Consider the following 21,087-nt stretch of genomic DNA (forward strand, 5'->3'; position numbering starts at 1 on the left):
TCGTCGTGCTTGTCGAATACTGCTTTGCCGGGCAGCCCGTTAGGAACAGAACTCATGCCAGATAGTGCCCCGCAACAACTCCTTCACCTCGTCATCGGTGGTGAACTGCTCGATCTCGAGCACAACACCTTCAAGAACCTCGACGACGTCGAGATCGTCGGCCTCTATCCGAACTACGCGACGGCTCACGCCGCCTGGCGGGCCAAGGCGCAGAGCACAGTCGACAACGCGCAGATGCGCTATTTCATCGTCCATCTCCATCGTCTGCTCGACCCGAATCAAGAATCGAAGCCGGCGCGTTGAAAAAACTGCTTCGCAATACGCTGCGAAGCAGCTGGTTTCAGCGTGCCGTCGGGGTCCTGGCGGCCGAATATCTGCGTCTGGTCTGGCGGACCAACAAGTTCACGTTCGATCCGCCCGACGTCTATGAACGCGTCGAGCCGCAGATTCCCGCGATCTTCGCCTTCTGGCACGGCCAGCATTTCCTCACCCCCTTCATCAAGAACAAGGACTCCTACAAGGCCAGGGTCCTGATCTCGCGGCACCGCGACGGCGAGTTCAACGCGATCGCCGCCGAAAGGCTCGGCATCGGCACCATCCGGGGGTCGGGCGATCACGGCGGCGCCTTCCACCGCAAGGGCGGGGTCGGAGCCTTCAAGGAAATGGTGCGGACGCTCCAGGACGGATGTAATGTCGCGCTGACCGCCGATGTCCCGAAGCGCTCGCGCGTGGCAGGCCTCGGCATCATCATGCTGGCACGGGAATCGGGACGGCCGATCATGCCTTTCGCGATGGCGACCAGCCGCTTCATCCGGCTCAGGAACTGGGACCGCACCACCATCAATTTGCCGTTCGGGCGGGGCGCATTGGTCGGCATCAAGGAAATCCACGTTCCTCCGGACGCAGATGCGGCCACGATGGAAGCGTTGCGGCTGGAGCTCGAGGAGACGCTGAACGAAGCGACCCGCCGCGCCTATCTGCAACTCGGCCGCCCGGGGCCCCAGGATGCCTAATTCGCTGCCCGGTTCGTTGCCGATGACGCTGCGGATGTACCAGCACCTGGCCTCCGGCCTGGTGCCGCTGGCGCCCGCGCTGATCAAGCGTCGGCTGAAGCAGGGCAAGGAAGATCCCGCGCGCGTCGGCGAGAGGCGGGGCCTCAGCCAGGACGTGCGGCCGCATGGTCCGCTGGTCTGGATCCACGGCGCCAGCGTCGGAGAGGTGCTGGCCGCGGCCGCGCTGATCGCGCGGCTGCGCGATCTGAACCTGCGCATCCTGCTCACCTCCGGCACCGTCACTTCCGCGGCCGTGGTGGCGAAGCGTTTCCCGCCGGACGTCATCCACCAATACGTGCCGTATGATTCGCCGCGCTATGTCGCGCGCTTCCTCGATCACTGGCAGCCGTCGCTGGCGCTGTTCATCGAATCCGATCTGTGGCCGAACCTGATCCTGGCCGGTGCCGCGCGCCGGCTGCCGATGGTGCTGATCAACGGGCGGATGTCGCCGCGCTCGTTCCCGCGCTGGCGGCGCATGCACGGCACCATCTCGGCGCTGCTGTCGCGCTTCGACATCTGCCTCGCGCAGTCTAAGACCGATGCCGAACGTTTTGCCGTGCTCGGCGGACGAGACGTGGTCACGACCGGCAACCTCAAGCTCGACGTGCCCGCGCCGCCGGCCGATCCCGCAAAGCTCGAGCGGCTGATGGCGATGACGCGCGGCCGTCCGATCATCGTCGCGGCCTCGACCCATCCGGGCGAGGAGGAGATGCTGGTGGCGGCGCATCGCAGCCTGTCCGGTTTCTTCCCGCAGCTTCTCACCGTGATCGTGCCGCGCCACCCGGACCGCGGCTCTGCGGTTGCCGGCCTCGTCACCGCCTCCGGCCTGAAGCCGGCCCTGCGTTCGCGCGAGGAGCTGCCGATGGCCGCGACCGACATCTATGTTGCCGACACCATGGGCGAACTCGGGCTGTTCTATCGCCTCTCGCCGATCGTGTTCATGGGCGGATCGCTGGTGCGCCATGGCGGGCAGAATCCGATCGAGGCGATCAAGCTCGGCGCGTCGATCGTGCACGGGCCGCATGTCTTCAACTTCGCCGATGTCTACGAGGCGCTCGATGGCAGCGGCGGCGCGCGGCAGGCCGAGACGCAGGAAACGCTGGTGAAGCAGCTCGGTCAGTTGCTGGCCGAGCCCACCGTTCGCGCCAAGATGCAGAGGGCCGGTGCCGGCGTCGTCGACGAACTCGGCGGTGCGCTGGATCGCACCATGGCTGCGCTCGAGCCTTATCTGCTGCAGCTGCGGATCGAGATGGGAGCCGCCAATGCGTGAGCCGGCCTTCTGGTACCGGCCACGTTCCCCGAAGTCGCACATCCTCCGGCCGTTGGGCGCGCTCTATGGCCTGATCACCGCGCGGCGCATGGCGCGCAAGGGCTTCGACGCCGGCATTCCCGTGATCTGTGTCGGCAACTATCATGTCGGCGGCGCCGGCAAGACGCCGACCGTGCTCGCGCTGACCAAGCTGCTGCGTGAGCTCGGCGAGACGCCCATCGTGCTCAGTCGCGGCTATGGCGGACGGCTGAAAGGGCCGGTCATGGTCGATCGCGCGCGGCACACCGCCGCCGATGTCGGCGACGAGCCCTTGATGATGGTGCGCGACGTGCCGGTCGCGGTGGCGCGCGACCGCCTCGAAGGCGTCGCGCTGGCGAAGTCGCAAGGCGCGACCCTGATCCTGATGGATGACGGCTTCCAGAATCCGCGCATCGCCAAGGACGCCGCGCTGATCGTGATCGACGGCGAGCGCGGCGTCGGCAACGGCAAGGTGTTTCCCGCCGGTCCTCTGCGCGCGCCGCTGACGATGCAGCTCGCTCGCACCGATGCGCTGGTGCTGATCGGTGACGGCCATGCCGCCGATGGCGTCGCGGCCGCGATCGCATCCCGCGGCAAGCCGGTGCTGCGCGCGCGCATCAAGCCGGACGCGGCTTCGCTCGCGCGGCTGTTCGGCAAGCCGGTGCTCGCCTTCGCCGGCATCGGCGATCCCGAGCGCTTCTTCCGCACGCTGCGCGCCGGCAACATCGATGTCGCGCGCACGCGTCCCTTCGCCGATCATCACATGTTCTCGCAAGCCGAGCTCGCTGCGCTCGCCGCGGACGCCGGGCGCGAGCAGCTCACGCTGGTGACGACGGAAAAGGATCTCGCGCGGCTGCGCGGCATGGACGGCGTCCCCGAGACCATCGTGCCGTTCGCGGTGCAGCTCGAATTCGACGATCCCGCCAGACTGCGGCAATTGATCGCCGATCATCTCTACAAGGCGCGCGAGCGGCGTTTCAGCCGGCGCTGATCGCCGCCGTCACATGCGCTAGACCTGCGCTTCCGGGCTGGTTCGGCCCAGCCGCGGCTCCGTGCCCGCCAGCAGCCGCTGGATGTTGGCCCGATGGCGGACGATCACGTAGATGCCGCCTGCGATCACCAGCAGCCGATAGGGCAGCGGATGCTCGAACCCGCAGACGAGGACGATGGCGGTCAACGCCGCGAGCATCGAGCTCAGGGACACGATCCGTGCAAGCGCGAGCGTGATGCAGAACACCGCCGCGGCACCCAGCCCCACGGGCCATGACATCGCCAGCAACACGCCGAGCCCGGTCGCGGCGGATTTGCCGCCGGTGAAATTCAGCCAGATCGAGCGGCCATGGCCTACCAGCGCGCCAATTCCGGCGAGACATACAGCCCACGGCACCTGCGTCTGCAGATCAGGCGCGGTCGGCGGCGAAGACGACAGCTCGGCGGCAAGCCAGGGACAAAGCGAGCGCGCCACGACGATGGCGGCTACACCCTTCAGCACGTCGGCGATGAGCACGAACAGCGCGGGCCACTTCCCGAGCGTCCGCAACACATTCGTCGCTCCCGTCGATCGCGAGCCGTGCTCGCGAATGTCGATGCCGCCCAGGAACTTTCCCGCCAGATAGCCCGAGGGGATCGATCCGAGGAGATAGGCGATCACGAGACCAAGCGCGCTCGCTGTCCAGAAGGCCATGGGATTTCATCCGGTGTCTGCAGCGGGTGTTTTATCTCCGACTTCGTCGGCCCGCCATGGGTCACGGGCGCGGCACTCCCGCGGGCGCTCGCGGCATCCGCGACGAGATCGCCGAGACCAGACGTCACGTCGGATGTTCGGCGGCGACGGTATCGCGAGCCTGACATGCCGGCGCCGGTGTGCATGCGTCATTCAGGGGACATTCATCGCAAGGCTCCTATCGAGATCGGACGATCGGGAGAGTTCGATGAAACTGCCGTCTGCGGCGCTCGCCGCCAGCCTCGTGTGTCTGATTGTTGCTCCGGTGCTCGCGCAAACGCCGCCGCCCGCCGCGCCCGCGAATCCGACCGGCACCGTGCCGGTTCCCGCGACCAGGCGCGTCACGTGTCTGGCCTCGACGCAAAGTCTGAAGGGACAGGACAAGCGCGATCAGATGCAGCTCTGCATGGCGCAGGCGCGGCTCGACTGCCTGAAGCAGGCGATCGATCAGAAGGTGGTCGGAGAGCCGCGGAAGACCTTCATCAAGACCTGCGTGGGCTCGGATGGCACGGAGCAGCAATAGCCGCGCCGTCGCATCCTCACTGCGGCTTCGGCGCGCTCGGGTAATGCCGCTGCAGCACGGCGGTGGGCGTGGCGTAGGCTTCCTGAAGGTCCACGCTCCAGTATTTCAGCTCGTCGAGCGGGATGCGCGCATCGGTGATCGCGCAGCGAACGAACGTTCCCGGCGAGATCACGCGGAAGTCGCCATCGAGATACTGCACCTGCGCTTCGCCATGGCCCGAGGGGCCGAACTTGTTCAGCACGGTCGAAAGTCTCCGCGGAAGGCCTCTCCCGGGAAACCCCTGGAGGGCACGATGTGTTGGACGGGATGTAGCATAGATAGGGTGGCTTGTCCGCCCGTTAAACCCACCGGTTTGTGATGTTTTGCGGCCGTTTCCCTGTGATAGTCCTCGATCGAAGGATCGATGGTCCGGTGCTCTCGCAGACCGGCCCCTCAGACGGCAGAGTCCGATGCGCCTTCGATTGACCGCCCTGCTGCTGATGCTGTTGCCGATGCTCTCGGCCGTGCGCGCCGCGCCCGTGCCGGCGCCGCAAGAGGTCGACATCCCGCTTCCGGTCGGCGTCCTGCACGCGCAGCTCTACAAGCCCGATGGCGACGGACCGTTTCCCACCGTGATCGCGCTGCATGGCTGCGGCGGCCTGGGTGCTCATGCCGAGCCCGTGCTGCCGCGTTATCGCGACTGGGCCGAGCGGTTGCTCAAGACGGGTCACGCGGTGCTGCTGCCCGACAGCTACGGCTCGCGCGAGCTCGGGCCGCAATGCAGCGTCAAGGAGAGGCACGTGAAGGCGCGGCGCGAGCGCGTTGCCGACATCGCGGCGGCGCGCGCCTGGCTGCTCAAGCAGACCTGGGTGGCGCGCAATCGCGTCAGCCTGCTCGGCTGGGCCAACGGCGCCAGCGCGCTGCTCTGGGCCGTGCGTCCGCAGAGCGCGGCGCATGACGCAAGTCCGGATTTCCGCGCGGCGATCGCGTTCTATCCGGACTGCCGGATGTCCGCGGGCCTCGGCTGGAGCACGCGGGTGCCGACGCTGGTGCTGATCGGCGGCAATGACGACGTGTCGTCGCCGCAGGCCTGCCGCCAGATGGTGGACGGCGCCTATGGACGCAGCGCGCTCGCGCGCATCACCGTCTATCCCGGCGCCTATCACGATTTCGACAGCGCCAGCTTGCCGCTGCACGCGCTCGCCGGCAGCACCGACGCTGCGACTCCCGATCGCGGCCATCTCGGTACCGACACCGAGGCGCGTGCGGAATCGCAGAAGGAAGTCGCGGAGTGGCTGGCGCGCTAGCGGCGTCGCCGCAGCGTGCCGCGAAGCGGGGCCGCCCGAGGAACAACCTGCGACGGACAGCCCCGCATCGACCACCGCCCTGCACGGAACGGGATGGCCGACGGGCGAGCTACGGCCGTCGTGGCGCCCCGGTTTCAACGCATGGCGGCGCCACAGTTCGACCATGATGTCGATTAAACGCATCCGGCATGCGCAATCGGATTCTTCTGTTCTCTTCCGCCCTGGTCGTCTTCACGGTCGCGATCTTCCTGTTCGAAGCCCATGCCGGCGCGCCGCCGCAGCACGCCCCGGAGCATTGCGGCTTCTGGACCACGATCGACGCGGGGTTGTCCTGCCGCTAGGCGGTATCATCGCCCGGCTGAGTGCGGCGACATCGGAGGCGAACTCGGACGACGATCTGCCGCCGCATCGTCATTGCGAGCGCAGCGAAGCAATCCAGACTCGCGCCGTTGACGAAGTCGGGATTGCTTCGCCGCGAACGCTCCTCGCGATGACGGGAAAAGAGCTCGCGCCGTCCGCGCTTCAGAACAGGCTGCCCTGATCCACCGGCTTGGCGACGCGCTTCGGCGCAACCTTCGCGTCCGGCGTCGCTGCCGGCTTCGGTTGTGATGGCGCGCGCCTGGCTGCCAGCGCCGGCCGATCCGCATCCGCGGTGGCGCCGACGCGTCCGTCGGCGAACTCGATCTCGAGCCGCGCATTCGGCCCGATCGCGTCGGCCGAATGCAGGGGATGGCCGGTTTCATCCCGCACCAGCGCGAAGCCGCGGGCGAGCACGCTGCGGTAGGACAGCGCGGAGAGCAGCTTGCCGCTGTTCTCGACGCGGGCATCCAGCCGCTGCAGCAATGTGACCAGCGCGCGATTGGCGCGCTCGGCCAGGCGATGCGTCCGCTCGCGCTGGCGGATGATCGCGTTGCGCTGCGCCTGTGCGTTGGCGAGTTTCGAGGCGCGCAGGCGGACGTCCAGCCCGGCGAAGCGGTCGCGCCGTTGCCGCAGCAGCGAGCGCGCGGACAGGCCGAGCCGCTCGCCGCAGACGGTGAGGCGATGATCGGTCTGCGCGATCTGGCCGTGCAGCACCCGCAGCGTCAGCTTGGCGCCGGCGGCGGTGAACCGGCGGAAATGCGCGTGCGTGTTGGCTTTCAGGCCGCGGGGCAGGGCGGCGCCCGCCGAATCCAGCCGCTGCCGCGGGATCGCGAGCAGATCGGGCGCGGCGGGCAGGGCGCGGGCGGCAGCGCGCAATTCGCTGCGGCGGCTCTCCTGCGCGCGCTGCCAATAGGCGCGGGTGCGCCGCGCGAGATCGGCGACCTCGACGAAGAGATCGCTGCGCACCGGCACCGCCATCTCGGCCGCCGCCGTCGGCGTCGGCGCGCGCTTGTCGGCGACGAAGTCGATCAGCGTGATGTCGGTCTCGTGTCCCACCGCCGAGATCAGCGGGATCATGCTCTCGGCCGCAGCCCGCACCACGATCTCCTCATTGAACGACCAGAGGTCCTCCAGCGAGCCGCCGCCGCGCGCGACGATCAGCACGTCGGGGCGTGGAATCTTGCCGCCCTCGGGCAGCGCGTTGAAGCCGCGGATCGCGGCCGCGACCTGCTCGGCCGAGCCTTCGCCCTGCACCTTCACCGGCCACACCAGCACGTGGCGCGGGAAGCGATCCTCCAGCCGATGCAGGATGTCGCGGATCACAGCGCCGGTCGGCGAGGTCACGACGCCGATCACCTCCGGCAGCCAGGGCAGGAGCTGCTTGCGCGCCTCGTCGAACAGGCCTTCGGCTGCGAGCTTCTTCTTGCGCTCTTCCATCAGCGCCATCAGCGCGCCGATGCCGGCCGGCTCCAGCGCCTCGATCACGATCTGGTACTTGGAGGAGCCGGGATAGGTGGTGAGCTTGCCGGTGGCGATGACCTTGAGCCCTTCCTGGGGCTTGAAGCGCATGCGGCCGTGCACGCCCTTCCAGATCACCGCCTCGATCTTGGCGCTCTCGTCCTTGAGCGCGAAATAGCAGTGCCCGGAGGAGTGGGCGCCGCGAAAGCCGGAGATCTCGCCGCGCACCCGGACATGGCCGAAAGCATCCTCCACCGTCCGCTTCAGGGACTGTGAGAGCTCGGAGACGGTGAATTCGGGCGCGTTGAGCAGTGGTTCCGCAGGCGGCATCGGCAAACGATTCGGCATTTTGGGGTCGGGCCCGACGTTAGGGATTTTCGCCCGCCAGCGCCAATCCGGGGATTGATCGAAAGAGTACTCTGTATTATAGAGTTCTCTGTATTCGACGAGTTCATCGGAGTGGTGCCATGGCGATGCGATTGCTGCGAGGAACCCTGGGCCTGCTGAAATGGGGGCTGTGCGCGGTCGGCGCCGTCGCCCTGCTGCTGACCGCACTGATCGCGACGCCGCTGCAGCGGCCCGCCGAGCTGCGCTCGGTCTCCGACTCCCGCAAGGGCGTCGACATGTCGACCCTGCCGACGCTGGAGCGCTTTCAGGCGCGCGACGGCACTTGGCTCGGTTACCGCCATTACGCGCCGGGCGGCTCCGCCACGGGCCGCGGCGCCATCTTCATCCATGGCTCGTCCGGCTCGTCCGGCACCATCAACCACGCCTTGTCCGAGGCGCTGGCGGCGCGCGGCGTCGAGACCTGGGCGATCGACATCCGCGGCCATGGCGCCTCCGGCACGCGCGGCGACATCGGCTATGTCGGCCAGCTCGAGGACGATCTCGTCGACTTCGTCGCCCACGTCCGCAAGAGCGCGCCCGACCTGCCGCTGACTTTGGTCGGCCATTCCGCCGGCGGCGGCTTCTCGCTGCGGATTGCCGCGACGCCGATCGTGCGGGACCTGTTCGTCCGCACCGTGCTGCTCGCGCCCTATCTCGGCTACGACGCGCCGACCAACATGCCGAACTCCGGCGGCTGGGCCAACGCCGACGTTCCGCGTTTTCTGGGGCTCGCGGCGCTGCGCAAGCTCGGCATCGACTGCTGCTCGCAGCTCCCGGTGCTCGCCTTCGCCGTGCCGCCGAATTCCGAGCGCATCCTGGTGCCGACCTATTCCGACCGCCTGATGCGCAATTTCGCGACGCGCGGCTATCGGCTCGATCTGCCGGCGGTGACGCATCCCATGACGATCTTCGGCGGTGCCGACGACGAGATGATGATCTCGGACAAATACGCGGAGACCGTGCAGGCGGTGAAGCCCGCGGTCGACGTCAAGGTGATCGAGGGCGTCAATCACATGGGCATCGTCAGCAATCCGAAGGCGGTGTCGGCGATCGCGGAGGATGTGGCAACGCGCGGAGGTGGCCAGTCATGATCCCATCCCTGACCTCGACCGGCGCGATCCACGCCGTCCTTGCCGGCAGCTGCATTGTCCTCGGACTGATCCAGTTGCTCGCCGCCAAGGGCGGTGTCGGTCATCGCGCCCGCGGCTACGCCTTCGTCTACGGGATGTTGACGGCGGATGCGGCGGCGCTGCTGGTCTATCGCTTCACCGGGCATTTCAACATCCTGCATGTCGGCGCGATCGCGAATTTCGCCTGCGTGCTGCTCGCCATGGTTCCGCTGTTGCGCAGCCCGCGGCCGGCGAACTGGATGGTTTGGCATTACACCTTCATCGCCTGGTCCTATGTCGGATTGCTCGCGGCGGCGGCCACGGAGCTGATCGTGCGCGTGATCCAGCCTCCGACACGCGCGGATGCCTGGGGATTGACCGGGGCAACGACCGCGCTCGTGACCGTCCTGGGCTATGTCCTGATCCATCGCAACCGTCCGCCGGGCGCTTCGCGGGCGCGTGCCCTGCATGACGGCGCGCAAGGGAACGGGGTCGTCCTGTGATCGACAGCAAGCAGGCTTCCGAAGCGCTGGCCGAGATCGACGACATCGTCCAGCGCGTGCGCCAGTCACGCATCTACGATCTCGCCAGCCAGATGATGATCATGTGGGGCGTGCTGGTGTTCGTCGCCAACATCGCGACCTGGCTCTGGCCCCGCGGCGCCCATTACTACTGGCTCGCCCTCTACGTCCTCGGCATCGCCGGCTCGTTCGCGATCAGCGCGGCGAACCAGGCCTCGACGGGGGTCCGCAGCTTCGACATGCGGCTGCTGATCGCCTTCCTGATGTTCATCGCCTTCGGCTTCCTCTGCGCGCACGTGCTCGGCGATTTCTCGCCGCGGCAGCAGGGCACGTTCTGGACCATCTATTTCATGCTGTTCTACGCGCTGGCCGGCCTGTGGTTCGGCACCGCCTTCGTCGTCATCGCGCTCGCGATCACGGCGCTGACGCTGATCGGCTACTTCTTCGTCGCCGGCGATGCCTTCCTGCCGTGGATGGCCGTCGTCAATGGCGGTGGCCTGATCGTCGGCGGCCTCTGGATGCGCCGGACCTGACGCCATGGCCGAACTCGACGACATCATCCACCAGCCGCTGCGACTGAAGATCATGGCCGCGCTGAATTCGCTGCCGGCCACGGCCGCGGGTCTTGAATTCTCCCGGCTGAAGAAGCTCACCGGTGCCACCGACGGCAATCTCGGCGCGCATATCGAGACGCTGGCCAAGGCCGGCTACGTCTCGATCGAGAAGGCCTTCGTCGGCAAGAAGCCGCAGACCACGGTGACGGCCACTGCAGCAGGGCGCGGTGCGTTCGCGCGGCATGTCGCGACGCTGCAGGAGATCATTGCGGGGAAGCAGCTTTAGGCCGTCGGCAAGGCCGGAACAGTTGGGTGGGGCCACAAACCAGCGTTCAGTATTTACAAGGACCAGGGAGTTTGCATTCGCGCCAGGCTCTCTAGGGCGCGTACTCATAAATCCGGGATTGTCCGCTTTCGCGGGCGGAGCAGACACGGCCTTATCGGACCTGCAATATCTGCAAATGGCCCGTTGCGGAAATCGGGCCGTTATCTATTGTTGCAGGCGACTTGCCGTTTCGGCAATCAAGTAGTTTTTCAATAGCTCCGAATTGGAACACCTCGATGCAGCGGCAATATTTGGCTGTCATGATCGGCGCGTTCGCTCTGTTCGAATGCAACAGGTTGCATGCTCAAGAGACTGGCGCCACGATCGTTCAAATCGATTGGGAAGAGGTCATGGACCGCGTGTCACCCGCGCCTGAGTCGAATATCCATGTCTCTAGGCACATTTCTCTTGTGTTGAAAGGCGGCAATCAGCTCGACCAAGATTTCAGCAATGGAACGGGGCCCACGCAGCAGAGATCCTCAAAGTCTATGACGTTAGGTGACAGTGCTTGGCATGTGGGCGCGGAAAATACACTCGTCCGACGAGATGATTTTCCTCATCACGTCCGAACGCTTACCATCCGTGTCAACGGCAAAAGATGCAACGCTTCAGTCACGTTCCAGTTAAAGCCGGGGTTTCGAGACTATCAAACTGGAATGCTGTCTCGTCCTGGAGAGACTGGCACTTACTCCAGGCTGAATACTAATTATTCCCGCTGCTCAATCGCATGATCGGAGCTGAGTAGTGGAGGTCCTGCTGCGGCGCATATGTCCGCTTTTGGCCCGTAACGGACATGCCTTCGTTCTCCCACAGATCTCCGATTTCGGGGCCCATAGGGACATGTCCTGCCGTACTTCGTGAGCGCCCCTTTTATGAGTACACGCCCTCGTCGCAGGACTTTTTTATGTTTTCGAGCGTGCCGACCTCATCGGCTCCGCCATCGACTGCCCTAAGCCCTCATCCTTCCGGCACTCCGGCCATCCGCAGGCCTTCATACGTGCGCTCACGCCCTGCAAGGTACGCAGGATGGTTGCAAGCGGCGCTTGCGCGAAAGCGGCTGATCGTAAAACTTGGATTGAGCTCAAGGCCCGCCCTTGCTGCAGCGTTTGCCGCACCCAGCTCTCCAAGGTGCGCCAAAGCAGCAACAAGATAGAAATGCGAATTTGGATAGTTTCGATTTGCCTCGATGGACCGCCTCAACCATGCGGCCGCTTCGGCATCTGCGCCGTTCCACAGCTTGGCGACGCCAACAGTGAATAGCCACAGATAGACCGCGACATCGGAAGGAGAAAGGCGAAGCGCCTCTCGAATATGAGCTTCGGTCTCTGCGCATCGGCCGATAAAATAATTGGCTACGGCGATTGATCCGTGGGCGGTGGCCAGATTTCGATCCAGCACGAGAGCTCGTTCGCATCGGGCGATGCCTTGGGCAATTCGGTTCGTGAAGATTTCAATGAAGCCCAAGATGCGGTTAGCCTCCGCATGATTCGGTGCCAAGGACAGGGCCTTGAGCACGCTCGTTTCAGCCGCCATCCGGCTATCACTAAACAAGACGTTGGCGGCTTGATGATGTATCCACGCCGTACCGACCAAGGCCTCGACGCAATCGGAATCGACGGCCAAGGCCTGCTGAAAGAAGCGCCGCGCTCTTTCCAGGTTTTCGGGTGTGAGCCCCCTGTTCAGGCAAGCCTTGCCCTGGAAAACCAGATCCATTGCTTCTGGATGTGGTGAACGCGCCGCTCGGCGTGCCTCAGCAGCAACGAACTGAGCATCAAGCGCATTCGCAAGTCTCGATACAATCTCATCCTGCGTGTCGAACAGGTCGGCCACCGGCTTGTCGAAGCGCTCCGCCCAGAGATGATTGCCAGTTTCGGCGTCGATCAACTGTACGTTCACGCGAAGGCGAGTGCTTGCACGTTGCACCGAGCCCTCAAGGACGTAGCGCACGTTCAACTCGCGACCTAGCTTCTTTACATCGACAGCCTTGCCCTTGAACGTGAACGCCGTATTGCGCGCGATCACGAAGGCGCCACTGATGCGCGATAAGTCCGTGGTCAGGTTCTCCGTTACCCCGTCCGCGAAGTAATCTTGGTCGGGATCGCCGCCGATGTTCGCGAAAGGTAGAACTACAATGGATAGATGTGGGGCCAAGGACAACCGAGGGAGATCTTTCTCTGTGTTCGCGCCAAAGTTAACCGCATAGGCATGGATCGGGCGGGCGATGTTCTTGAGGCTCTGTCGGCCCAGGTCAGTGAAATCGACCGAAACCTTGTCACGGACTTGTTCGTAGGTGGATGACGAAACACAGATACCGCCGGGTTCAGCGATGCCCTCAAGTCGGGCTGCGACGTTGACACCATCACCGAGAATATCGTCGCCCTCGATCAGAATGTCGCCCAGGTTGATCCCGATCCGAAAAAGCATACGCCGGTCCTGCGGGATGCTTTCGTTCCTCTGGGCCATCACCACTTGTACCGCCACGGCGCATTCGACCGCATCGACTACCGAGGGAAATTCAAGGAGAACGCCGTCCCCCGTGGTCTTCACGAGTCGACCGCCGTGTTTTGCTACGAGGGCGTCGGTCACCTTGCGGTGTTCGCGAAGTGCGCGGGCGGTACCGACCTCGTCGAGGCCCATGAGGCGCGAGTAGCCCGCTATGTCAGCCGCTACTATCGCTGCCAACCTGCGACCGACCCGATCTGTTTGGTCTTGCTCCATTGCCAAACCACGTTCCCACGGGTGGCATCTGTACAAAGGTTCAAGGCGAAATCATACAAATGTGCAACGCGGAAGCAAGGTTCTGACGCGATGCGGCTTGGCGACGACTGTCGTCAAGCTAGTAGGGGCGATGCAGGAGATCATCGCTGGGAAGCAGGTTTAGTTCCCGCCGTCATTCCAGGGGGGGCGCGAAAGCGGCGAGCTCCGAGTCCAGCGAACCACCAAAAACGCCGTCCAATGGATTTCCGGACTCCGCGCTGCGCGCGCCCGGAAGGACGGGAAAATCGAATGACGATGAAGGCCGTCACAGCCTCATCGGATCATGGCCAGTGTCTGGATGGCGGTGTGATCCGCTCCGCTCGTTCGACCGCGCGATCTGCGTGTCCGGCACCAAGGGGGCGGCTTGACTCGCCTTTGATTTCATATATGCAATTAGAAAATCATATATGAAAAGAAGGCAGCCAGATGACCGATGTGATCGCCGACCCCAACGATCCGCGTCGACGCCTGTTTGGCGACTACCGGCTCAAGCCGAATAGTGGGGTCAATCCGCCTTATTCGCCGGCCTATCCGGTGGAATGGGGCTGCACCTTGCGCACGGTCGAAGTCATGACCCGCGTCGCGCCGGGCAAGGTGTCAACGCTGCTTGCCGACACGCCGTTCGAGATCGCGAGCGATCGCGTCGCGTTCCGCTTCATGCGCTCGCCCGGCCATTCGCTGGCCGTGCAGGCCGGCGAGATGTTCGATCTGATGATCTCGGTACCCGTGCGTTACAAGGGCCTGTTCACCGAGACGCATATCTTCATGTATTGCAGCGATCCCATGGGGATCTGTGCCGGACGGGAGGTGTTCGGGTATACCAAGAAGGATGCCCATTACGCCTTCGACGAGCATCCGGATGGATCGATCACCGGATGGGTCCGGCGCCGCGGCATTCCACTCGCCGATTTCTCGTTCACGCCGGACGCGTCCGCACCGGTCGTCCGCATCGTCGACGGCGATGAACTGCCTGCGGGTGAAATCCATGTGCGCCGCTTGCCGCATCCGGAACGCCTCGGCGTGGCCTATGCCGACATCGCCTATCGCCGCACACCGCTGAAATACTCGGCGCCGGTGCCGGGGCGCGCCTCCATGACCCTCCACGCCAGCGAATACGATCCCATCGCCGACCTCGATCCGGAAATTCTCGGCGCGCACTTCATGGTGTCGGACGTCTATGGCGGAGGATTTGAGGTCGAGGACCGGCGGCTGATCGAGCGTCTCACTCCGTAAGGAAGCAATGGCTTGCGCGCAAAAAGCACGCGCAGGCGGCAAAAGACCGTGCAGGAAAGCGCGGGTCAGGCAAGGGAGGGGTTGAACATGACAGGGCGATATCGGGTGAGCCGCCGCAGGCTGCTGGCCGGTGCCGGCGGACTGGCATTGGGAATGACGGGGTTGGGCGCGCAGGCGCAGGAGGCGAAACCCCTCCGCATCGGTGTGCTGACGGACATGTCCAGCCTCTATGCCGATGTGACCGGCGCGGGCTCGCTGCTGGCAGCCAGGATGGCGGTCGAGGATTTTCAGGCTTCGCCGCACAAGATGACCCGGCCGATCGAGGTCATCAGCGGCGACCACATGAACAAGGCCGATCTCGGCGCCAACATCGCGCGCGAGTGGATCGATCGGCAGAACATCGACGTCATCGTCGATGCGCCGAACTCGGCCGTCGCTCTCGCGGTACGCAATGTCGTGCAGCAGAACAACAAGACGCTGCTGGTTTCGGGCGCTTCCTCGTCCGATCTCACCGGCAAGTCCTGCTCGCCCAATCTCGTGCACTGGACCTACGATACCTATGCGCTCTCTTCGGGCGTCGCGCGCGCGGTGGTCGAGAGCGGCGGCAAGAGCTGGTTCCTGCTCACGGCTGACTACGCGTTCGGGCACGCCATGGAAGGCGACATCAAGAACGTCGTACAGAAATTCGGCGGCAAGGTGCTCGGCGGGGTTCGTACGCCGATCAACAGCCAGGACTTCTCGTCCTTCCTGTTGCAGGCCCAGTCGTCGAAGGCGGAAATCATCGCGCTGATCAATGCCGGCGGTGACACGATCAATTCCATCAAGCAGGCGGTGGAGTTCGGCATTCCGCAGGGAGGCCAGCGCGTGGTGGCGACGGTGCTCTATCTCAGCGATGTGCATTCGCTTGGCTTGAAGATTGCGCAGGGACTTCAGTTCACCGAATCCTTCTACTGGGACCTGAACGACGATACCCGTGCCTGGACCAAGCGATTTGCGCCGCGCAATAACGGACGCTATCCGACCGCGTTGCATGCCGGCGCCTATGCCGCGACCCTGCATTATCTGAAAGCGGTCGATGCGCTCGGCGCGTCAGGCGACGGCAAGGCCGTCGTCGAGGAGATGAAGAAGCTGCCGACCGACGATCCGCTGTTCGGCAAGGGCAGCGTGCGTGCCGACGGCCGCAAGCTGCACAACATGTATCTCTTCGAAGTGAAGACGCCCGCGGACTCCAAATATCCCTGGGACTACTACAAGCTCGTCAAGACCATCGCGCCGTCCGAGGCCTGGCGGCCCCTGGAGGAGGGCGGTTGTGAGTTCCTGAAATCATGACGGCGGCAGACCGGCCGCCGGTGGCGCTCGTCACCGGCGGCGGTGGTGATATCGGACGCGCCATCGCGCTGAGGCTTGCGCGGATGAGCGCAGCGGTCGCAATCATCGACCGCGACGAGGCGGCCGCCACGGCAACCGCGCGCCTGATCGAGAACGCCGGTGGACATGCAATTGCCATCCCCGCCGATGTCTCGAGCGCCCTCGATACGGCCGCCTTCGTCGAGACGGTCGAAGCGCAATTGGGCCCGATCGGGATCTTCGCGAACAACGCAGGCATCGAGGGCGTCGTCGCTCCGCTTCACGAATATCCGGACGACACATTCGACAAATTGCTGCAGGTCAACGTGAAGGGCGTCTTTCTCGGCCTCAAGCATGTGCTCGGACGAATGAGGCAACGTGGCGCGGGCGCGATCATCAACACCGCCTCGACCTCGGCGATCCGCGGGCGGGCGGGGCTTGCCGGTTATGTCGCGTCCAAGCACGCCGTGCTCGGGCTGACCCGTACGGCGGCACTTGAGGTGACCGGCACGAAGATCCGGGTCAACGCGGTCCTGCCTGGGCCGGTCGAGTCGCGCATGATCAGGGAATTGGAAGGACAGGCGCGCGATTCCACCGTCGAGTTGCGTCGAAACGGCGATGCCGCGCGTGGCCAGCCGCAGGATGTCGCCGATGTCGTGGCTTTTCTTGCGTCCGACGAGGCCGCCCACGTCAATGGTGCGGCCTGGGTCGTCGACGGCGGCATGACCGTGGCTTAGCTCATCATCGGAAAAGCGCACAGCGATCTTGCCTCGCGACAAACGCGGAAACGCGTTGGCGCGGCGATCATGCCAGAACGACGACCCGACGCGTGATGACGATCTCACGCGATCTGGTGGCGCCCTAGGGAGGACCGCCGATCTTCTCGGATACGATCCTGGCGGCGCCGCGCAATTCGGTGGCGATGGCGCCGGCCTCGCTCGCGGGAATCCGGTCCTGCCTGACCAGGGGGACGGTCAATGCAGCCACCGCGCGTCCGGAAGCCTCGATGATCGGACAGCTATAGGCCAGGATGCGCGTGTAGCCGTCGTCATTGGAGAAGTTTCCACCCTCCGAGGAGATGCGGTCGAGCGCCGCGATCGCCTTCTTGCCGCTGATGCGATCATGCGCGGCGATCACCTGCGCGAGCTCCTCTCGCCGGCCTTCGAGCTGGAACGCAGCCAGGACCTTCGCGGACGCGTATTGCTGGGTGAGCGGAAACACCGCGCCGACCTTGACCGACCAGCCCATCAGCCATTCCGGCTCGATGCGGGCAATCACCATGAACTGCTCGCCGTGCAGGACGGTGAGGTGACAAGACAGCTGCACGCGTGAGGCAAGCTGCTCCATCACCGGCAGCGCGGCCTTCAGCAACCGTTCGGTCGGCGGGAATTGCGAGGCGATCTTGAACAGCTTCAGCGTCAACGTGTATTCGCCGGTTGCGGGGTCGCGGGCGACATAGCCGCGGCGCTCCAGCGCGACGAGCATCCGGAAGATCTCGCTGACGGAGCGGCCCACGCGCTCGGCAAGTTGCTTTTGGTTGAGGCCTCGTGACGCGCCCGCCAGCGCCTCCAGCAGGTCCAGCCCCTTTTCCAGGGCGGGTGCGCCCGGCTGCAGCTTCTCAGGATTCATCCATCAGGCCTTGTAGGATCCCATCCCGCGACCACACGCCGGGAATGCCGTTTCCGTGTACCGGATCGCCCGCGCTGCGAAAAGTCGTCTGCCTCGAGCGATGACAGGTTCAGGAAATTTGCACCGGGCACGCTCCGGAATGCCGGGGGTCATAGGCCCTTTCCCCTTGAGCCCTTCGCCGATTCGTGCGACCTCCGCCCCCAGCAAACCCCTCATTTTCGAGCCCTCGATGCACATTCTCCTGCTTGGTTCCGGCGGCCGTGAACATGCCCTGGCGTGGAAGATCGCAGCCTCTCCCCTGGTGACCAAATTCTGGTGCGCGCCGGGCAATACCGGGATCGCGCGCGAGGCCGAGTGCGTGGCGCTCGATGTCGCCGACCATGCCGCGGTGATCGATTTCTGCAAGGCGAATGCGGTCGAGCTCGTCGTGGTCGGTCCCGAGACCCCGCTTGCGGCGGGCATCGTCGATGACCTCACCGCCGCCGGCATCAAGGCGTTCGGGCCGAGCAAGGTCGCCGCGCAGCTCGAAAGCTCCAAGGGGTTCACCAAGGCGCTCTGCACCGAATTCGGCATTCCCACCGGTGCGTACAAGCGCTTCACCAATGCCGACGACGCGCTCGGCTATGTCCGCAGCCAGGGTGCCCCGATCGTGGTCAAGGCCGACGGGCTTGCTGCCGGCAAGGGCGTCGTCGTCGCGAAGACCGTGCGCGAGGCCGAGGACGCCATCGCCATGATGTTCGAGGGCGGGTTCGGCGACGCCGGTGCCGAGGTGGTGATCGAGGAATTCCTGCCGGGCCGCGAGATCAGCTTCTTCGCGCTGTGCGACGGCGAGACTGCCATTCCGCTGGCCTCCGCGCAGGACCACAAGCGCGTGTTCGATCACGATGTCGGCCCGAACACCGGCGGCATGGGCGCCTATTCACCGACGCCGCTGGTGACGCCGGCGATCCACGACGCGATCATGGCGAAGATCATCCTGCCGACGGTCGCCGGCATGAAGCAGCGCGGCACGCCGTTCCGCGGCATTCTCTACGCCGGGATCATGCTGACGACGCAGGGCCCGAAACTGTTCGAGTTCAACGTGCGCTTCGGCGATCCCGAGTGCCAGGTGCTGATGCTGCGGCTGATGAGCGACATCGTGCCGGCGTTCCTGGCGTCCTGCGACGGGCAGCTGAAGAATTTCGATCTGCGCTGGTATCCGGAATCCGCGCTCACCGTGGTGATGGCGGCGAAGGGCTATCCCGGCGACTATCAGAAGGGCACGCGCATCGAGGGGCTCGATGAGGCGGCGAAGGTCGATACCGTCGAGATCTTCCACGCCGGCACGGTCGCCAAGGACAGCGCGATTCTCGCCAATGGCGGACGCGTGCTCAACGTGTGCGCGCTCGGCAAGACCGTGACGGAGGCGCAAGGCCGCGCCTACCAGGCCGTCGACCGCATCAACTGGCCCGAAGGCTTCTGCCGCCGAGACATCGGCTGGCAGGCGGTGGAGGCGGAGAAGGCGAAGAGCTGACGGGGTTTTTCCCCAAACCGGCGCGCGGCGGTCCGGCGATCGCCTGATGCCACTCCCCCGCCACATCGACATTCCAGAAATGCGTAATCGCCTGTTGGGGTTAGCAACCCTCGGAGGCGATCGCCATGCTACTGTGCATGGGGTTGTTTTCGGCATTTTTGCCGGCAGCCCGCGGCCACTCCGGAACGGAGGGCCGGGAATGCCAATCGGGAGGAACCATGTCCGATCTCGCCGACCTCTATCCGGGCTTTGCCTCCGAATGGATCGACACCTCGTTCGGCCGCATCTTCGCGCGCGTCGGCGGCAACGGGCCGCCGCTGCTGCTGCTGCACGGCTTCTCCGAGACCAACGTGATGTGGCATCGCGTGGCGCCGCAGCTTGCCGACAAATTCACGGTGATCATCGCCGACCTGCCGGGCTATGGCTGGTCCGACATGCCCGAGAGCGACGCGCTGCACATGCCCTACAGCAAGCGCGCGATGGCCAAGGCCATGGTGGAGGCGATGGAGCGTCTCGGCCACGTGCACTTCGCGCTCGCAGGCCATGATCGCGGCGGCCGCGTGTCGTATCGGCTCGCGCTCGACCATCCCGGCCGGCTGTCGAAGCTCGCCGTGCTCGATATCCTGCCGACCTATAATTACTGGGAGCGGATCAGCTATCCCTACGCGCTCAAGATCTGGCACTGGACGTTCCTGGCCCAGCCCGCGCCGCTGCCGGAGACACTGATCTCCGGGCAGGGCGAATTCTTCCTGCGCTTCAAGATGGCGAGCCAGACCAGGTCGAAGACACTGGACGCGATCGACAAGCGCGCGCTCGAGCACTACATCGCTCCGTTCCGCGATCCCGCCCGCGTGCACGCGATGTGCGAGGACTACCGCGCCGGCGCCACCATTGACTACGACCTCGACAAGGCCGATTTCGAAGCCGGCAAGAAGATCACCGTGCCGATGCTGGCCCTGTGGGGCAGCGCCGGCATCGCCCAGGCCGCCGCCACGCCGCTCGACACCTGGAAGCAGTGGGCGACCAACGTGGACGGCATGCCGGTGGATTCCGGCCACTTCCTGACCGAGGAGAATCCCGACGTCACCGCGAAGGCGTTGCGGGACTTCTTCTCGGCTTGAGGACGCACCGCGCTGGACATTCAGCCATCATCGCCTGGCTGGATCGGGCGATCCGGTGGTCCGGGACCGCTTTGGGTCGATCCGACAGGCCGCGGGGGCCGAATGCCCCGGTCAGGCCGGGGCATGACGGCGGCGTGCGCCGTTGTTACCGCCGCTCCCTGAAGAACTCCCGCAGCAGCCGCGCCGCCTCGCTTTCGCCGACGCCGGAATAGACCTCCGGGGCGTGATGGCAGGTCGGCGAGGCAAAGAAGCGCACGCCTGACTCGACCGCGCCGCCCTTGGGGTCGGCGGCGCCGTAATAGAGCCGCCTGATCCTTGCAAAGGAGATCGCGCCCGCACACATGGTGCAGGGTTCGAGCGTCACGTAGAGGTCGCAGTCCACCAGCCGCTCGCTGCCGATCTTTTTCGCGGCCTCGCGCAGCGCGATGATCTCGGCATGGCCGGTGGGATCCTGGTCGGTCAGCGTCCGGTTGCCGGCGGTGGCAATGACCTCGTTATTGCGGACCACGACGCATCCGATCGGAACTTCGCCCGATTTTCCGGCATTTTCCGCCGTTTTGAGCGCCAAATCCATGAAAGAAGGGGCTTTCATGCCTCGTATCATCGCCAGAAACCTGCTAGTAGCTCCGCCTTCAGCAAGAGTGGATACCGATTTTGCCTGAGCATGCGGCTCGGAACGAGCGCGCACAATGCTTTCTGGCTCCCCCTGAGTGAGATTATTCATGCCCCGCGACAGCGACAAAGACAACGATTCCCGCGGCCGGCGTGATCGAGGCCCGGCCAAGGGCCGCAGCGGCAAGCCGCGCGGCCCCGACAAGAAATTCGCCAAGCGCGGCTTCGAGGGCAAGGGCGACCGCGACTCCCGTCCGCCCCGTGGCGACCGCGAGGGCCGCCCGTTCCG

At 65.2% G+C, this 21,087-nt stretch carries 22 protein-coding genes; 16 read left to right on the forward strand and 6 right to left on the reverse strand.

Going from position 1 to position 21,087, the window contains the following annotated elements; all coding sequences use genetic code 11:
* Positions 1–54 precede the first annotated feature (54 nt).
* Genes QM712_RS30880 through lpxK form a run of 4 tightly spaced genes read left to right on the forward strand, consistent with a single transcriptional unit; the run spans position 55 to position 3,331 of the window.
* Entirely contained in the window at positions 55–303 is a 249-nt protein-coding gene (locus QM712_RS30880) for a DUF4170 domain-containing protein (protein ID WP_415026933.1), read from the forward strand.
* Positions 300–1,013 (forward strand): lysophospholipid acyltransferase family protein, encoded by a 714-nt coding sequence (locus QM712_RS30885; protein WP_415026934.1) that lies wholly within the window; start codon positions 300–302, stop codon positions 1,011–1,013. The genes QM712_RS30880 and QM712_RS30885 overlap by 4 nt, the downstream gene beginning before the upstream one ends.
* Positions 1,006–2,322 carry a 3-deoxy-D-manno-octulosonic acid transferase gene (locus QM712_RS30890; protein ID WP_415026935.1) on the forward strand — a complete coding sequence of 439 codons (1,317 nt, stop codon included), beginning with the start codon at positions 1,006–1,008 and terminating at the stop codon, positions 2,320–2,322. The genes QM712_RS30885 and QM712_RS30890 overlap by 8 nt, the downstream gene beginning before the upstream one ends.
* Positions 2,315–3,331, forward strand: coding sequence for a tetraacyldisaccharide 4'-kinase (gene lpxK / locus QM712_RS30895; protein WP_415026936.1), 1,017 nt, complete (start codon positions 2,315–2,317; stop codon positions 3,329–3,331). Before QM712_RS30890 ends, lpxK begins: the two co-directional genes overlap by 8 nt.
* 18 nt (positions 3,332–3,349) lie before the next feature.
* On the opposite strand, the gene plsY is transcribed toward lpxK, so the two are convergent.
* Positions 3,350–4,024 carry a glycerol-3-phosphate 1-O-acyltransferase PlsY gene (gene plsY, locus QM712_RS30900; RefSeq protein WP_415026937.1) on the reverse strand — a complete coding sequence of 225 codons (675 nt, stop codon included), beginning with the start codon at positions 4,022–4,024 and terminating at the stop codon, positions 3,350–3,352.
* A 247-nt stretch (positions 4,025–4,271) separates the two neighbouring features.
* Here plsY and QM712_RS30905 point away from each other — a divergent pair, with 247 nt between their 5' ends.
* Complete coding sequence (locus QM712_RS30905) at positions 4,272–4,586, forward strand: hypothetical protein (RefSeq protein ID WP_415026938.1); 315 nt, start codon at positions 4,272–4,274, stop codon at positions 4,584–4,586.
* Between the two features lie 16 nt (positions 4,587–4,602).
* Here the strand turns inward: QM712_RS30905 and QM712_RS30910 are convergent, their stop codons facing one another.
* Entirely contained in the window at positions 4,603–4,827 is a 225-nt protein-coding gene (locus QM712_RS30910) for a DUF2093 domain-containing protein (RefSeq protein WP_415026939.1), read from the reverse strand.
* A gap of 208 nt (positions 4,828–5,035) precedes the next feature.
* Here QM712_RS30910 and QM712_RS30915 point away from each other — a divergent pair, with 208 nt between their 5' ends.
* Both QM712_RS30915 and QM712_RS30920 read left to right on the forward strand, forming a co-directional pair.
* A complete protein-coding gene (locus QM712_RS30915) occupies positions 5,036–5,872 on the forward strand; it encodes a dienelactone hydrolase family protein (protein ID WP_415026940.1) in 837 nt (278 codons plus the stop codon).
* A 188-nt stretch (positions 5,873–6,060) separates the two neighbouring features.
* A complete protein-coding gene (locus QM712_RS30920; RefSeq protein ID WP_415026941.1) occupies positions 6,061–6,213 on the forward strand; it encodes a hypothetical protein in 153 nt (50 codons plus the stop codon).
* A gap of 181 nt (positions 6,214–6,394) precedes the next feature.
* On the opposite strand, the gene xseA is transcribed toward QM712_RS30920, so the two are convergent.
* Entirely contained in the window at positions 6,395–8,038 is a 1,644-nt protein-coding gene (gene xseA / locus QM712_RS30925) for an exodeoxyribonuclease VII large subunit (RefSeq protein WP_415026942.1), read from the reverse strand.
* Between the two features lie 119 nt (positions 8,039–8,157).
* On the opposite strand from xseA, the gene QM712_RS30930 reads away from it, so the two are divergent.
* The 4 genes from QM712_RS30930 to QM712_RS30945 are packed head-to-tail and all read left to right on the forward strand — an operon-like array spanning position 8,158 to position 10,547.
* Positions 8,158–9,168, forward strand: coding sequence for an alpha/beta hydrolase (locus tag QM712_RS30930; RefSeq protein WP_415026943.1), 1,011 nt, complete (start codon positions 8,158–8,160; stop codon positions 9,166–9,168).
* On the forward strand, positions 9,165–9,689 hold the full coding sequence (locus tag QM712_RS30935) for a hypothetical protein (protein WP_415026944.1): 525 nt from the start codon (positions 9,165–9,167) through the stop codon (positions 9,687–9,689). Before QM712_RS30930 ends, QM712_RS30935 begins: the two co-directional genes overlap by 4 nt.
* The gene (locus QM712_RS30940; RefSeq protein ID WP_415026945.1) at positions 9,686–10,240 is read left to right on the forward strand and encodes a hypothetical protein; all 555 of its coding nucleotides are present in this window, start codon (positions 9,686–9,688) and stop codon (positions 10,238–10,240) included. Before QM712_RS30935 ends, QM712_RS30940 begins: the two co-directional genes overlap by 4 nt.
* Positions 10,241–10,244: 4 nt before the next feature.
* Positions 10,245–10,547, forward strand: coding sequence for a winged helix-turn-helix domain-containing protein (locus QM712_RS30945; RefSeq protein ID WP_415026946.1), 303 nt, complete (start codon positions 10,245–10,247; stop codon positions 10,545–10,547).
* A 996-nt stretch (positions 10,548–11,543) separates the two neighbouring features.
* On the opposite strand, the gene QM712_RS30950 is transcribed toward QM712_RS30945, so the two are convergent.
* Positions 11,544–13,304: an adenylate/guanylate cyclase domain-containing protein gene (locus QM712_RS30950; protein WP_415026947.1), complete on the reverse strand. Its 1,761-nt coding sequence runs from the start codon at positions 13,302–13,304 to the stop codon at positions 11,544–11,546.
* A 465-nt stretch (positions 13,305–13,769) separates the two neighbouring features.
* On the opposite strand from QM712_RS30950, the gene QM712_RS30955 reads away from it, so the two are divergent.
* The 3 genes from QM712_RS30955 (at position 13,770) to QM712_RS30965 (ending at position 16,660) form a co-directional block, all read left to right on the forward strand.
* Positions 13,770–14,576 carry an acetoacetate decarboxylase family protein gene (locus QM712_RS30955; RefSeq protein WP_415026948.1) on the forward strand — a complete coding sequence of 269 codons (807 nt, stop codon included), beginning with the start codon at positions 13,770–13,772 and terminating at the stop codon, positions 14,574–14,576.
* A gap of 153 nt (positions 14,577–14,729) precedes the next feature.
* Positions 14,730–15,905 (forward strand): ABC transporter substrate-binding protein, encoded by a 1,176-nt coding sequence (locus QM712_RS30960; RefSeq protein WP_415026953.1) that lies wholly within the window; start codon positions 14,730–14,732, stop codon positions 15,903–15,905.
* On the forward strand, positions 15,902–16,660 hold the full coding sequence (locus tag QM712_RS30965) for an SDR family NAD(P)-dependent oxidoreductase (protein ID WP_415026949.1): 759 nt from the start codon (positions 15,902–15,904) through the stop codon (positions 16,658–16,660). Before QM712_RS30960 ends, QM712_RS30965 begins: the two co-directional genes overlap by 4 nt.
* A gap of 124 nt (positions 16,661–16,784) precedes the next feature.
* Here the strand turns inward: QM712_RS30965 and QM712_RS30970 are convergent, their stop codons facing one another.
* Complete coding sequence (locus tag QM712_RS30970; protein WP_415026950.1) at positions 16,785–17,552, reverse strand: IclR family transcriptional regulator; 768 nt, start codon at positions 17,550–17,552, stop codon at positions 16,785–16,787.
* A 229-nt stretch (positions 17,553–17,781) separates the two neighbouring features.
* Between QM712_RS30970 and purD the strand changes: the two genes are divergently transcribed.
* Both purD and QM712_RS30980 read left to right on the forward strand, forming a co-directional pair.
* Positions 17,782–19,065 carry a phosphoribosylamine--glycine ligase gene (gene purD, locus QM712_RS30975; protein ID WP_415026951.1) on the forward strand — a complete coding sequence of 428 codons (1,284 nt, stop codon included), beginning with the start codon at positions 17,782–17,784 and terminating at the stop codon, positions 19,063–19,065.
* 218 nt (positions 19,066–19,283) lie between these two features.
* Positions 19,284–20,186 (forward strand): alpha/beta fold hydrolase, encoded by a 903-nt coding sequence (locus QM712_RS30980; protein ID WP_415026952.1) that lies wholly within the window; start codon positions 19,284–19,286, stop codon positions 20,184–20,186.
* Between the two features lie 145 nt (positions 20,187–20,331).
* On the opposite strand, the gene QM712_RS30985 is transcribed toward QM712_RS30980, so the two are convergent.
* Positions 20,332–20,790, reverse strand: coding sequence for a nucleoside deaminase (locus tag QM712_RS30985; protein ID WP_415026954.1), 459 nt, complete (start codon positions 20,788–20,790; stop codon positions 20,332–20,334).
* Between the last annotated feature and the right edge of the window lie 297 nt (positions 20,791–21,087).

Origin of the sequence: Bradyrhizobium sp. (genome assembly GCF_047605465.1) — a bacterium.
GTDB lineage: Bacteria > Pseudomonadota > Alphaproteobacteria > Rhizobiales > Xanthobacteraceae > Bradyrhizobium.